A 14,010-nucleotide genomic window follows, 5' to 3' on the forward strand; every position below is an offset into this window, starting at 1 on the left:
TTACCGTTTATGCGAGGACCAGATCGCCCTGTGGATGGCATGAGCATGCCAGCACGTAACCCTCGGCAATTTCCGCGTCGGACAGCGTCATGGTGCTGGTGACGGTGTACTCCCCGGAAACCACCTTCGTCTTACAGCAGCCGCACACGCCCGCACGACAGGCAGCCACTACCGGCACCTGGTTGCTTTCCAGCGCCTCCAGCAGCGTGGTCCCCACGCGGCCAAAGAAGGTCTGCGTAGGCTGCAGTTTGGTGAAGGTAATGCCGCTGGTTGCCGCTTCCGCCACCGGCGTGAAGAACTGCTCTTTGAAGAAGCGGGTCACGCCAAGCGCTTTCACCTCTTTCTCCGCGATATCCATGTACGGCGCCGGGCCGCAGGTCATCACGGTGCGGTTCGCGATATCCGGCACGCTTTGCAGCAGCTCGCGGCTCAGGCGACCGGGCACAAAGCCGTGGGTCGCGTTGTGCTCCGCCACCAGCGTCACCGGATAATCACGCCACTCCCCGGCAAAAATCACATCTTCCGGGGAACGGACGCTGAAGATCGCCTGCACGTTGGCCTGCGGGCGGTTCTTCGCCAGCCAGCGGCGCATCGACATAATTGGCGTTACGCCACAGCCCGCCGCCAGCAGCAGGAATTTATCGTCTGCTTTGTCGTCACAGGTGAATTCCCCCTGCGCGTCGGACAGCCAGATATAATCCCCGCGCTTGACGTCCCGCGTCAGCCACTGAGAGCCCGCGCCGTCGTCAATGCGGCGGACGGTGAGCGTAATGTACTCGCTCACGCCCGGCGTGGAGGAGATCGTGTAGGCGCGCAGCGTATCCGCCGAATTGCGAACGCTGACCAGCGCGTACTGGCCTGCACGGTACGGATAGTAGTCATGGCACAGCAGCGACAGCGTCCACACATCCGGCGTCTCCTGATGGATGTGATGAACCTGCATTCGCCACGGACATTGTGAGGTTGGCATGGTCATGAATAACTCCTTACGCGCTCAGCAGCTGTTTCATATCATCTTCAACGTTGGTCACGGAACGCAGGCCGAATTTCTCGTTCAGCACCGCCAGCAGGTCCGGCGTCAGGAAGCCAGGCGCGGTCGGGCCGGTCACGATGTTGGTGACGCCGAGCGAGAGCAGGGTCAGGAGGATGACAATCGCTTTCTGCTCGAACCATGACAGCACCAGCGACAGCGGCAGGTCGTTCACGCCGCAGCCCAGTTTCTCCGCCAGGGTGACCGCCAGAATGATGGCCGAGTAAGCATCGTTACACTGGCCCGCATCGATCAGGCGCGGCAGACCTTCGATGTCGCCAAAGTCCAGCTTGTTGAAACGGTATTTGCCGCACGCCAGGGTCAGGATCAGGCAGTCTTCCGGCACGCTGGTGGCGAAATCGGTGAAGTAGTTACGCTCGCCGCGCGCGCCGTCGCAGCCGCCGACGAGGAAAATGTGGCGCAGCTTTTCACGGCTGACGAGATCGATCAGCGAATCAGCGGCACCCAGCAGGGTTTCACGACCGAAGCCGACGGTAATAAGGTGCGGGATCTCGCTGTACGGGAAGCCTGCCATCTGCTGCGCCTGGGCGATAACCGGACCGAAATCGTCACCTTCAAGATGGCTCACGCCCGGCCAGCCAACGATGCTGCGGGTCCAGATGCGGTCATCGTACGCGCCGACGGTCGGGTCGATGATGCAGTTAGAGGTCATCACGATAGGGCCAGGGAAGCGGGCGAACTCCACCTGCTGGTTCTGCCAGCCGCTGCCGTAGTTACCGATCAGATGCTTAAATTTACGCAGCTCCGGGTAGCCGTGCGCCGGCAGCATTTCGCCGTGGGTATAAACGTTAACTCCGGTCCCTTCGGTTTGCTTCAGCAGGTTGTAGAGATCTTTCAGGTCGTGACCGGAAATCAGAATGCACTTGCCTTCGGTTGCCTTGACGTTGACCTGCGTCGGCGTCGGGTGGCCGTAGGTGCTGGTTTCACCGGCATCAAGAATGCTCATCACGTGGAAGTTCATTTGGCCGATTTCCATTGAGCATTCCAGCAGCGCGTTCATATCGGCGGGCCAGGTGCCCAGCCACGCCATGATTTTGTGGTACTGGGCGTAAATCTCATTGTCGTACTGACCCAGAACGTGCGCGTGCTCCATATACGCCGCAGCGCCTTTCAGGCCGTACAGGCACAGCAGGCGCAGGCCGAGAATGTTCTCGCCAATCGCCGCTTTGTCTTTATTCGGGGTGAATTCTGCCGCCTGACGCTGGAGATCGCCCAAATCGTCGCTGACCAGCTGCAGTTCTGACATCGGGTTTTCCACGCGGGCGCTGGCGTCCACCTTCAGGCACTGGGCTTTAAGCGCCTCACGCAGGGCAATCGCTTCGCGGGCGTAGCCGACAATGCGCGGAGAGTCGAAGTTAACGTTGGTCAGCGTGGAGAAAAACGCGCGCGGGGCGAAGCTGTCGACGTAGTGGTCGACAATGCCGTATTCGCGGGCTTTGAACGCCCATGCGGAAAGGCCTTGCAGGGCCGCAATCAGCAGATCCTGCAGGTCAGATGTTTCTGCGGTTTTGCCGCACATACCCTGTGCGTAAGAGCAGCCATTGCCTGCCGGGGTACGGATGGTTTGTTCACATTGCACACAAAACATAATCACACCTGTTAAAGTTATATTTAATATACATGTTTAAGGTTATGCCTGTGCCAGAACGGAGAAAAGGGCTTTCTGCTACAAAATAGAGGGAGATTGATTTAGCGCAATTTTGGCGGCAGGAAACCTACCGCCAAAGAAGTATCAGGCAGAGAAGAAGGCCATCAGGACCGGAACCAGCAGGCTTAAAATAAAGCCGTGCACGATAGCCGCGGGCACCATCTCCAGCCCTCCGGAGCGCTGGAGTACCGGCAGGGTAAAGTCCATCGACGTTGCGCCGCACAGGCCCAGCGCGGTAGAACGACTGCGCCGAACCAGGCTCGGGATCAGCATGATGGCAATCAGCTCTCGCGCCAGATCGTTAAAGAAGGCGGCGCTGCCGATCACCGGTCCGAATGATTCGGTCAGCAGAATACCGGAGAGCGAATACCAGCCAAAACCGGACGCCATCGCCAGGCCGGTTTTCAGGGGAAGATCGAGAATAAAGGCGTTGATGACGCCCGCCACCATTGAACTGGCAACAACCATAACCGCAACCATCATTCCCCGACGGTTGAGGACAATTTGTTTCAGCGTCATGCCATTATTTCGCAGCTGAATACCGATCAGGAACAGCAGGAAGATCAGCGTATATTCACTGGCCTCAGTCGCGTGCTGTAAAAATGCCCAACCGGTCAGACCAAGAAGAAAACCGAGCACCACGACGCCGCATAATTTTAATGATTCAAGCGCCATTGCAATTCGTGAAGGGAGTTTTTCCTGATGATGGTGATTTTTCCATGGAATAGTGCGTTCCAGCCACAGCAGCGCGGCAATATTGCACAGCAAAATAACCACCACGGTGACGACAGAATAATGGAGGATGGAGAGTAAATTCGCCGATAAGTTGTCCAGAAATGCCAGGCTAATCCCCATAAAGAAAAGAATAACGTAGACAATCCAGCTCAGGAATCGATTAATGAGCCTTAATGCGGATTCACGATGCAGCGGAATAAGATAGCCCACGATCAAGGGCAGCAAAATGATGAGGAGTCCTGAAAACATGAACAGCCGGTCCTTTTTAGTATCGGTTAAGCGCCAGTGACACTACCCAATAAAGGCTGTTCAGTAAAGCGGCAAAAGAAAGCCGGGTGGCGCTAACGCTTACCCGGCCTACAAAGTGCAATCTCACGTAGGTCGGGTAAGTGTTAGCGCCACCCGACATTACAGGCCGCACTTAATTAATCGCGTTTTTCCAGCAGGGTGCGATACAGCACGCCACCCAGGATACCGCCGATAACTGGCATCACCCAGAACAGCCACAGCTGCTCAAGCGCCCAGCCGCCCTGGAAGATGGCGACGGCGGTACTGCGTGCCGGGTTAACGGAGGTGTTGGTGACCGGAATAGAAATCAGGTGGATAAGCGTCAGCGCCAGACCAATGGCAATCGGTGCAAAACCGGCCGGGGCGTGTTTGTCCGTTGCGCCGTGGATCACCAGCAGGAAGCCGGCGGTAAGCACGATTTCAATCACGATGGCAGACAGCATGGAGTAGCCGCCCGGAGAGTGTTCGCCAAAGCCGTTAGAGGCAAAGCCGCTGGCCGCCGCGTCGAAGCCGGCTTTACCGCTGGCAATCACGTACAGAACGCCCGCCGCGATAATACCGCCAACCACCTGCGCCACAATATAGCCAATCACGTCTTTCGCCGGGAAACGGCCGCCCGCCCATAAACCTAACGTCACTGCCGGGTTAAAATGACCGCCGGAAATATGTCCCACGGCAAACGCCATGGTTAATACGGTTAAACCAAAAGCCAGCGCAACGCCGACAAAACCGATACCTAATTCCGGGAATGCTGCTGCCAGAACGGCGCTACCGCAGCCACCAAATACCAGCCAGAATGTACCAAAGCATTCTGCTGCCAATTTTCTAAACATAACCACCTCAAATAATTATCCGCACGCATTCCCGCGCGCGGGATATATCGCCATAAAGGGATGACGACTCAAAGAGCCCGTATTTTAAAAACCAACAACACCCCTTCGCCACTTAAATAAATTCGATTAATTTGATTTAAGGCAATGTGATGTCAATCCTTGTTCAAACTGGAGGTAAATAGAGCATAGTCCAATTTGCGGGCGGTAGTATCTTGCGAGATGTGGGTTATTTCAAATGAAACCTGATGGATAAATTCTGAATTTTTCGTGCTTCCGCCAGGTTATGGAGGCGGATTGCAGTGTCAAGCCCGTCTGCATCCCGCTATACTGCTGATAACTTGAAGGAAAAAGTGATCATATCGCGGGGGATTTATGCTTCTCGAACGTGTGGAAATTGTCGGGTTTCGCGGTATTAACCGCCTGTCGCTGCAGCTGGAGCAGAACAACGTCCTGATCGGCGAGAACGCGTGGGGTAAGTCCAGCCTGCTGGATGCATTGACGCTACTGCTTTCGCCCGAGGACGATCTGTATCACTTCGTCCGCGACGATTTCTGGTTCCCGCCCGGCGACGTGACGGGGCGCGAGAAGCACCTGCATATTATCCTGACGTTCCGCGAATCCGAACCCGGACGTCACCGCGTGCGTCGCTTCCGCCCGCTGTCACCCTGCTGGGTTCCGTGCGATGACGGTTTCCACCGGATTTTCTATCGGCTGGAAGGCGAGATGGCGGAGAACGAGGGGGTACTCACTCTGCGTGATTTTCTCGATGAGAAAGCCAACCCGATCCCGCTGGACAATATCGACGATCTGGCCCGTCACCTGATCCGCCTGACGCCGGTGTTACGCCTGCGCGATGCGCGCTTTATGCGGCGTATTCGTAACGGAACCGTACCCAATATGCCGGAAGTGGAAGTCACCGCCCGCGAGCTGGATTTTCTGGCCAGAGAGCTGGTGTCGCGTCCGCAGAATCTGACCGATGGTCAAATTCGTCAGGGGTTGTCCGCAATGGTGCAACTCCTGGAGCACTATTTTTCCGAGCAGGGCACGTCGGAATCGCGCCACCGTCTGATGCGCCGTCGCTCTCATGATGAGCAGCGAAGCTGGCGTTACCTCGACATCATTAACCGGATGATCGACCGGCCCGGCGGTCGCACCCATCGGGTGATTCTGCTGGGGCTGTTTTCAACGCTTCTGCAGGCCAAAGGCACCGTTCGTCTTGACCGGGACGCCCGGCCGCTGCTGCTGGTGGAAGACCCGGAAACGCGCCTGCATCCCATCATGCTCTCCGTGGCCTGGCATCTGCTGAACCTGCTGCCGCTCCAGCGCATCACGACCACCAATTCCGGGGAGTTATTATCGCTGACGCCGGTAGAACACGTCTGTCGCCTGGTGCGTGAATCCTCCCGCGTCTCCGCTTTCCGGCTTGGGCCGGGCGGTTTGAACGCGGAAGACGGGCGGCGCATCGCGTTTCATATTCGCTTTAACCGGGCGTCGTCGCTCTTTGCCCGCTGCTGGCTGCTGGTGGAGGGGGAGACGGAAACCTGGGTCATCAACGAACTGGCGCGCCAGTGTGGCCACCATTTTGATGCGGAAGGCATTAAGGTGATCGAATTCGCCCAGTCGGGATTAAAGCCGCTGATAAAATTTGCCCGCCGGATGGGGATCGAGTGGCACGTGCTGGTAGACGGTGATGAGGCGGGCAAAAAATATGCCTCGACCGTGCGGAGCCTGCTGAATAACGAGCGCGAGGAAGAGCGCGACCATTTAACCATGCTGCCCGCGATGGACATGGAACACTTTATGTATCGCCAGGGGTTCGACGACGTCTTTCACCGAATTGCCATGGTGCCGGTCGATGTCCCGATGAACATGCGGCGGGTGATCGCCAAAGCGATTCACCGTTCGTCAAAACCGGATTTAGCCATTGAAGTGGCGACAGAAGCGGGGAGGCGGGGCGTGGAGGCGGTACCGACCCTGCTGCGGAAGATGTTCTCCCGCGTGCTGTGGCTGGCACGCGGGAAAGCGGATTAGCGTTGGGTCGCCTGTTTCACCTGCTGAATCAGGCTATCCAGCAGCGCGTAGCGGCGGCGATATTCGGCGCGTTTTTTGCTGGCGATCTCTTCCATCGGTTTACGCGGCATGACGAGCGGCAGCATAAAATTACCGTTATCCTGCTTTTCACCGCCGATGGAGAGCCAGAAACTGTCGTAATCGGCCAACAGTTTGCCCTCTTTTTTCTTGCGGTAGCGCCAGCTGCGATAAATATGGGTATCGTTACTGACGGCGACAATCTGTTCTACCGGGAACGCGGCGCCGAGCGTCATTGCGGCCTCGACCAGCAGACGTTTCGGGAACAGACCGTGGCAGGCTTTCGTCGCCCCCTGGATCAGCTCATGGGGAACATGCGCTTTTGCGCCCTGCAAACCGCCAATGAACAGCGTTGATTTTCCCTCAAACTGGCATAGCGTAAAGGTCATCTCCGCCAGCGCCGTATTTTGACTGTCACAGAAAACGAGGGTAGCTTCTCCCTCTTTATCCATAAACGCGTCGGCACACAGGCGGACGGTAAATTGCTGTTCATCTTTTCCGGTTAAGGTCAGCAGAGTCACGCCCTGCTTTGAAAGGTAACCCTTTGTCAGCGTCGCCGGCAGCTGGCGGCACATCATCTGATAGTGCCAGGACAGCGATTCCAGCGCACGCTGTCGATCCATATTGACCGTCAGCCACGGACGATGAAGGCGACACGGCAGCCCCGGCTGAACCTGGAGCATTTGCATCAGGTGCGGATGTTTCGCAAGATCAGACAGCAGGCGAGCGGTGCTGAGCGGTGTCGCCAGTGAACGCAGCATGAACTTACGTCGGTAGGCGGTTTTTTCCCATGCCAGCCCGGGTGCGATCTCACCAAAAGCCAGGTTTTTGAAGAGCTGCCAGCCGGTTTTTGGCTGCGGCAGGTTTGAAAGTGATGTATCGACGATAGAAGACATGGTAGATCCTGATCCTTTTGGAATATCGCTATTTCAACAGGGGAAATGTCAACGTCTCGTAAACAAATTAGGGCGATTTCGGAGAACAGGGGTTTCGTTGAGGAGTCGTTTAGATAGAATCAACATTTATAATTGCCAGAACATTTATTTGGAATATTTATGAACCTCAAGGGAAAACGCAGAACGCTGTTTCTGCTGCTGGCGGTCGCGGTTTTAGCCGGTGGGTACTGGCTATGGCAGGTGCTGAATGCGCCGGTGCCGCAGTATCAGACGCTGATTGTTCGCCCGGGCGAACTGCAGCAAAACGTCCTCGCGACGGGCAAGCTTGACGCGCTGCGCAAGGTTGACGTCGGCGCTCAGGTCAGCGGCCAGCTGAAAACGCTGTCGGTTGAGATTGGCGACAAGGTGAAAAAAGGCCAGCTGCTCGGCGTTATCGATCCTGAGCAGGCTGAGAACCAGATCCGCGAGGTGGAAGCCACGCTGATGGAGCTGCGCGCGCAGCGTGCGCAGGCGCTGGCAGAACGTAACCTGGCTCAGGTTACGCTGACCCGTCAGCAGGCGCTGGCCAAAACCCAGGCTATTTCAAAACAGGATTTAGATACTGCCACCACAGAACTGGCGGTGAAACAGGCGCAAATTGGCACGATTGACGCGCAGATCAAACGCAATCAGGCTTCGCTGGATACGGCAAAAACCAACCTCGACTACACCAAAATCGTCGCGCCGATGGCGGGCGAAGTGACCCAGATCACCACGCTGCAGGGCCAGACGGTGATTGCCGCGCAGCAGGCGCCGAACATTCTGACGCTGGCGGACATGAGCACCATGCTGGTCAAAGCCCAGGTCTCAGAGGCGGATGTGATCCATCTTAAGCCGGGGCAGAACGCCTGGTTTACGGTGCTTGGCGACCCGCAGACGCGCTACGAAGGCGTGCTGAAAGACATTCTGCCGACGCCGGAAAAAGTTAACGACGCTATCTTCTACTATGCCCGCTTTGAGGTGCCAAATCCGCAGGGCGTGCTGCGTCTGGACATGACCGCACAGGTGCATATCCAGCTGACCGGCGTGAAGAACGTGTTGACCATTCCGCTCTCTGCGCTCGGCGAGTCCGCCGGGGAGAGCCGTTATAAAGTGAAAGTGCTGCGCAACGGCGAAACGCGCGAGCGCGAGGTCGTGATCGGCGCGCGCAACGACACCGACGTGGTGGTGGTGAAAGGTCTGGAAGAGGGCGAGGAGGTTGTTGTCAGCGAAAGCCTGCCCGGAGCCGCTAAATGACGGCGCTGCTTGAGCTGAATAACATTCGTCGCAGCTATCCGTCAGGCGACGGTCCGGTGGAAGTGCTGAAGGGCATCTCCCTGCGCGTGGAAGCGGGCGAGATGGTGGCGATTGTCGGGGCATCGGGTTCCGGTAAATCGACGCTGATGAACATTCTCGGCTGTCTGGATAAACCGACCAGCGGGACCTATCGCGTGGCCGGGACGGATGTCTCCACGCTGGACGGCGACGCGCTGGCGAAGCTGCGCCGGGAACACTTCGGCTTTATCTTCCAGCGTTACCATTTGCTTTCTCACCTGAATGCGGCGCAGAACGTGGAAGTGCCTGCGGTGTATGCGGGCGTCGAGCGGAAAAAGCGCCTTGAGCGCGCGCAGATGCTGCTGACGCGTCTGGGGCTGGCGGAGCGGGTGGAGTACCAGCCCTCGCAGCTGTCCGGCGGCCAGCAGCAGCGCGTGAGTATTGCCCGTGCGCTGATGAACGGCGGGCAGGTGATCCTCGCGGATGAACCGACCGGGGCACTTGACAGCCATTCCGGCGAAGAGGTGATGGCGATCCTTCACCAGCTTCGCGATCAGGGCCACACTGTCATCATTGTTACCCACGATCCGCAGGTGGCGGCGCAGGCGGAACGCATTATTGAGATCCACGACGGCGAGCTGGTCAGCAACCCGCCGCCGCGTGAGTCCAGGGCTGCGGCGCCGAAAGAAGCGCTGCCGGCATCAACCGGCTGGGGACAGTTCTCCAGCGGCTTTCGCGAAGCGCTGACCATGGCCTGGCTGGCGATGGCAGCCAATAAAATGCGCACCCTGCTGACGATGCTCGGCATCATTATCGGTATCGCCTCGGTGGTGTCGATCGTGGTGGTGGGCGACGCGGCGAAGCAGCTGGTGCTGGCCGATATTCGCGCCATTGGCACCAATACCATTGACGTCTATCCCGGCAAAGACTTTGGCGACGACGAGCCGCAGTATCAGCAGGCGCTGAAATACGACGATCTGGCGGCGATTCAGAAGCAGCCGTGGGTGAACTCCGCCACGCCTGCGGTTTCGCAGAACCTGCGTCTGCGCGTGGGCAATGTTGACGTGGCCGCCAGCGCTAACGGCGTCAGCGGAGACTACTTCAACGTCTACGGCATGACCTTCAGCGAAGGCGCTACCTTCAACGCCGAGCAGCTGGCGGGCAGGGCGCAGGTGGTGGTGCTGGACGCGAACTCGCGCAGGCAGCTCTTCCCAAACAAAGCCAACGTGGTGGGCGAAGTGATTCTGGTCGGCAACATGCCTGCCACTGTCATCGGCGTGGCGGAAGAGAAGCAGTCGATGTTTGGCAGCAGTAAGATCCTGCGCGTCTGGCTGCCCTACACCACCATCTCAGGGCGGATTATGGGGCAGTCATGGCTCAACTCCATCACCGTACGCGTGAAGGAGGGCTACGACAGCGCGCTGGCCGAACAGCAGCTTGAACGGCTGTTAACCCTGCGCCACGGGAAGAAAGATTTCTTTACCTGGAATATGGACGGCCTCTTGAAAACGGCGGAAAAGACCACACGTACTCTTCAGCTGTTCCTCACGCTGGTGGCGGTGATCTCGCTGGTCGTCGGCGGCATCGGGGTGATGAATATCATGCTGGTGTCGGTCACCGAACGTACCCGGGAGATCGGCATTCGCATGGCGGTCGGGGCCCGGGCCAGCGACGTGCTGCAGCAGTTTTTGATTGAAGCGGTGCTGGTGTGTCTGGTTGGTGGGGCGATGGGTATTGCGCTCTCGATGATGATCGCGTTTGCGCTTCAGCTCTTTTTACCCGGCTGGGAGATTGGCTTCTCGCCGGTTGCCATTATTACCGCATTTTTGTGTTCGACCTTTACCGGCATTTTGTTTGGCTGGTTGCCCGCCCGCAACGCGGCGCGGCTGGATCCGGTGGAGGCGCTGGCTCGGGAATAACCCGAAAATAAAAATGCCAGCCGATCGGGCTGGCATTTTGACTGCGGGATGTACACAATAAAACAGAGAGCTATGCAACCGTCTCTGCTTCAACGGGTACGATTAGGCTGGCATGATTGCCTTTTGGTCCCTGATGTACATCGAACCGGACGGACTGCCCGGCTTTGAGCGTTCTGTAACCATCCATCTGAATGGTGGAATAGTGAGCGAAGATATCCTCGCCGCCGCCTTCGGGGCAGATGAAGCCAAACCCTTTGGCGTTGTTGAACCACTTAACAGTACCCATTTCCATGCTTCGACATCCTTCGTAAATCTTATAAGTTAAGATGGAATGAACCGGTGGTGGAGTGGGGGCTGTTCAAAACCTCGCCATCTCACGCTTGTACAATTTAGAGAAACGAAAGAAGTCGTCAAGCGTTTGGCGCTGGAGATGGGACAATAATCAACCAAAGTTTGAAGCAGTTAACGCTATTGCAACAGTTTGTGACAGACATCGCGGATGACAGTAATAGATGATTGTTATCTAACATCTGAGGTAGATTCAAAGTGGTTATGCATAATGGGTAAGACCAACGATTGGCTGGATTTTGACCAGCTGGCGGAAGACAAAGTGCGCGACGCGCTAAAACCGCCATCTATGTATAAAGTTATGTTAATGAACGATGATTACACGCCGATGGAATTTGTTATTGACGTGCTACAAAAGTTCTTTTCTTATGATGTAGAACGTGCAACGCAACTGATGCTTACCGTTCATTATCGTGGCAAAGCTATCTGCGGCATCTTCACAGCCGAAGTGGCGGAAACCAAAGTGGCGATGGTGAACGACTATGCGAGGGAGAACGAGCATCCGTTGCTGTGTACGCTGGAAAAGGCCTGATAAGGCATAAAATTGGGGGAGGTGCCTATGCTCAATCAAGAACTGGAACTCAGTTTAAACATGGCTTTCGCCAGAGCGCGTGAGCACCGACATGAGTTTATGACCGTCGAGCATTTACTGCTCGCACTGCTTAGCAACCCATCTGCCCGCGAAGCGCTGGAAGCCTGCTCCGTGGATCTGGTGGCGCTACGTCAGGAACTCGAAGCCTTCATCGAACAAACCACACCGGTGCTGCCAGCCAGTGAAGAAGAGCGCGACACGCAGCCGACGCTCAGCTTCCAGCGCGTGCTGCAGCGCGCGGTATTCCACGTCCAGTCTTCCGGGCGTAGCGAAGTGACTGGCGCAAACGTCTTAGTCGCCATCTTCAGCGAGCAGGAGTCACAGGCTGCCTACCTGCTGCGCAAACACGAAGTCAGCCGCCTCGACGTGGTTAACTTTATTTCTCACGGAACGCGCAAAGACGAGCCTAACCAGGCATCGGATTCCAGCAATCAGGTCAATAACAATGAAGAGCAAGCAGGCGGGGAGGATCGTATGGAAAACTTCACCACCAACCTTAACCAGCTTGCTCGCGTTGGCGGTATCGACCCGCTGATTGGTCGCGATAAAGAGCTGGAGCGCGCCATCCAGGTGCTGTGCCGTCGCCGCAAGAACAACCCGCTGCTGGTGGGCGAGTCAGGTGTGGGTAAAACCGCGATTGCCGAAGGGCTTGCCTGGCGCATCGTGCAGGGCGACGTGCCGGAAGTGATTGCCGACTGCACCATCTACTCGCTGGATATCGGCTCGCTGCTGGCGGGCACCAAATACCGCGGTGATTTTGAAAAACGCTTCAAGGCACTGTTGAAACAGCTGGAGCAGGACACCAACAGCATCCTGTTTATCGATGAGATCCACACCATCATCGGCGCAGGTGCGGCCTCCGGTGGCCAGGTGGATGCCGCGAACCTGATCAAACCGCTGCTCTCCAGCGGCAAGATCCGCGTGATTGGCTCCACGACCTACCAGGAGTTCAGCAACATCTTTGAGAAAGACCGTGCGCTGGCGCGCCGCTTCCAGAAAATCGACGTGACCGAGCCGTCCGTCGAGGAAACGGTGCAGATCATCAACGGCCTGAAGCCGAAGTATGAAGCGCACCACGACGTGCGTTACACCGCGAAAGCGGTCCGTGCGGCGGTGGAGCTGGCGGTGAAATACATCAACGACCGTCATCTGCCGGATAAGGCGATTGACGTGATTGATGAGGCAGGGGCGCGTGCGCGCCTGATGCCGGCCAGCAAGCGTAAGAAAACTGTTAACGTGGCGGATATTGAGTCCGTGGTGGCCCGCATCGCGCGTATCCCTGAGAAGAGCGTTTCTCAGAGCGACCGCGACACGCTGCGCACCCTCGGCAATCGCCTGAAAATGCTGGTCTTTGGTCAGGATAAGGCCATTGAGGCCTTAACCGAAGCGATCAAGATGGCCCGCGCCGGACTGGGGCATGACCACAAGCCTGTCGGTTCCTTCCTGTTCGCTGGCCCGACCGGCGTAGGGAAAACCGAGGTGACTGTTCAGCTCTCCAAAGCGCTGGGCATTGAGCTGCTGCGCTTTGATATGTCCGAGTATATGGAGCGTCACACCGTCAGCCGTTTGATTGGTGCGCCTCCGGGCTACGTGGGCTTTGACCAGGGCGGCCTGCTCACCGACGCGGTGATCAAGCATCCGCACGCGGTACTGCTGCTCGATGAAATCGAGAAAGCGCACCCGGACGTGTTCAACATCCTGCTGCAGGTGATGGACAACGGGACGCTGACCGACAACAACGGGCGCAAGGCGGACTTCCGCAACGTGGTGCTGGTGATGACCACCAACGCCGGCGTGCGTGAAACCGAGCGTAAATCCATCGGCCTGATCCACCAGGATAACAGCACCGATGCGATGGAGGAGATCAAGAAGATCTTCACGCCGGAGTTCCGCAACCGTCTGGACAACATTATCTGGTTCGATCACCTGTCTACCGAGGTGATCCATCAGGTTGTGGACAAGTTCATCGTCGAGCTGCAGGTTCAGCTGGATCAGAAAGGCGTGTCGCTGGAAGTGAGCCAGGAGGCCCGCAACTGGCTGGCCGAAAAAGGCTACGACCGTGCGATGGGTGCCCGTCCGATGGCGCGCGTGATTCAGGACAACCTGAAGAAACCGCTGGCGAACGAGCTGCTGTTTGGCTCGCTGGTGGACGGCGGTCAGGTGACCGTGGCGCTGGACCAGGCGAAGAACGAACTGACGTATGATTTCCAGAGTGCGGCGAAGCACAAGCCGGAAGCGGCTCACTGAGTTAAACGTTAATGTAAAAAACCGGGCATTTGCCCGGTTTTTTTATGCCTGCCAAGGTAAAAGCAAAACGAC

11 protein-coding genes are annotated in these 14,010 nt (G+C 57.2%); 5 read left to right on the forward strand and 6 right to left on the reverse strand.

The features are described 5' to 3' along the window. Positions 1–7 precede the first annotated feature (7 nt). The 4 genes from hcr to aqpZ all read right to left on the reverse strand — a co-directional run bounded on the left by hcr (position 8) and on the right by aqpZ (position 4,555). Entirely contained in the window at positions 8–976 is a 969-nt protein-coding gene (hcr, locus tag EnteroDNA1_RS21045) for an NADH oxidoreductase (RefSeq protein ID WP_069303871.1), read from the reverse strand. Positions 977–986: 10 nt separating this feature from the next. After that, positions 987–2,639: a hydroxylamine reductase gene (gene hcp / locus EnteroDNA1_RS21050; RefSeq protein WP_069303872.1), complete on the reverse strand. Its 1,653-nt coding sequence runs from the start codon at positions 2,637–2,639 to the stop codon at positions 987–989. Between the two features lie 144 nt (positions 2,640–2,783). After that, on the reverse strand, positions 2,784–3,683 hold the full coding sequence (locus tag EnteroDNA1_RS21055; protein ID WP_033145072.1) for a lysine exporter LysO family protein: 900 nt from the start codon (positions 3,681–3,683) through the stop codon (positions 2,784–2,786). Between the two features lie 176 nt (positions 3,684–3,859). After that, positions 3,860–4,555 carry an aquaporin Z gene (gene aqpZ / locus EnteroDNA1_RS21060; protein ID WP_033145073.1) on the reverse strand — a complete coding sequence of 232 codons (696 nt, stop codon included), beginning with the start codon at positions 4,553–4,555 and terminating at the stop codon, positions 3,860–3,862. Positions 4,556–4,927: 372 nt separating this feature from the next. On the opposite strand from aqpZ, the gene EnteroDNA1_RS21065 reads away from it, so the two are divergent. Beyond that, positions 4,928–6,586 carry an ATP-dependent endonuclease gene (locus EnteroDNA1_RS21065; protein ID WP_029739481.1) on the forward strand — a complete coding sequence of 553 codons (1,659 nt, stop codon included), beginning with the start codon at positions 4,928–4,930 and terminating at the stop codon, positions 6,584–6,586. Here the strand turns inward: EnteroDNA1_RS21065 and EnteroDNA1_RS21070 are convergent. After that, positions 6,583–7,539: a VirK/YbjX family protein gene (locus tag EnteroDNA1_RS21070; RefSeq protein ID WP_069303873.1), complete on the reverse strand. Its 957-nt coding sequence runs from the start codon at positions 7,537–7,539 to the stop codon at positions 6,583–6,585. The two genes, EnteroDNA1_RS21065 and EnteroDNA1_RS21070, sit on opposite strands and share 4 nt — an antisense overlap. Before the next feature lie 159 nt (positions 7,540–7,698). On the opposite strand from EnteroDNA1_RS21070, the gene macA reads away from it, so the two are divergent. Further along, positions 7,699–8,814, forward strand: a complete 1,116-nt coding sequence (macA, locus tag EnteroDNA1_RS21075) for a macrolide transporter subunit MacA (protein ID WP_045887634.1) — start codon at positions 7,699–7,701, stop codon at positions 8,812–8,814. Beyond that, the gene (gene macB, locus EnteroDNA1_RS21080) at positions 8,811–10,751 is read left to right on the forward strand and encodes a macrolide ABC transporter ATP-binding protein/permease MacB (RefSeq protein ID WP_069303874.1); all 1,941 of its coding nucleotides are present in this window, start codon (positions 8,811–8,813) and stop codon (positions 10,749–10,751) included. The genes macA and macB overlap by 4 nt, the downstream gene beginning before the upstream one ends. A gap of 70 nt (positions 10,752–10,821) precedes the next feature. Here the strand turns inward: macB and cspD are convergent, their stop codons facing one another. Further along, a complete protein-coding gene (gene cspD / locus EnteroDNA1_RS21085; protein WP_006809408.1) occupies positions 10,822–11,043 on the reverse strand; it encodes a cold shock-like protein CspD in 222 nt (73 codons plus the stop codon). A 267-nt stretch (positions 11,044–11,310) separates the two neighbouring features. Here cspD and clpS point away from each other — a divergent pair, with 267 nt between their 5' ends. Continuing rightward, positions 11,311–11,631, forward strand: a complete 321-nt coding sequence (gene clpS / locus EnteroDNA1_RS21090) for an ATP-dependent Clp protease adapter ClpS (protein WP_006174393.1) — start codon at positions 11,311–11,313, stop codon at positions 11,629–11,631. A gap of 27 nt (positions 11,632–11,658) precedes the next feature. Then, on the forward strand, positions 11,659–13,938 hold the full coding sequence (clpA, locus tag EnteroDNA1_RS21095; RefSeq protein WP_008499992.1) for an ATP-dependent Clp protease ATP-binding subunit ClpA: 2,280 nt from the start codon (positions 11,659–11,661) through the stop codon (positions 13,936–13,938). Positions 13,939–14,010: the final 72 nt, after the last annotated feature.

Source organism: Enterobacter sp. HK169, assembly GCF_001719105.1.
GTDB lineage: Bacteria > Pseudomonadota > Gammaproteobacteria > Enterobacterales > Enterobacteriaceae > Enterobacter > Enterobacter asburiae_B.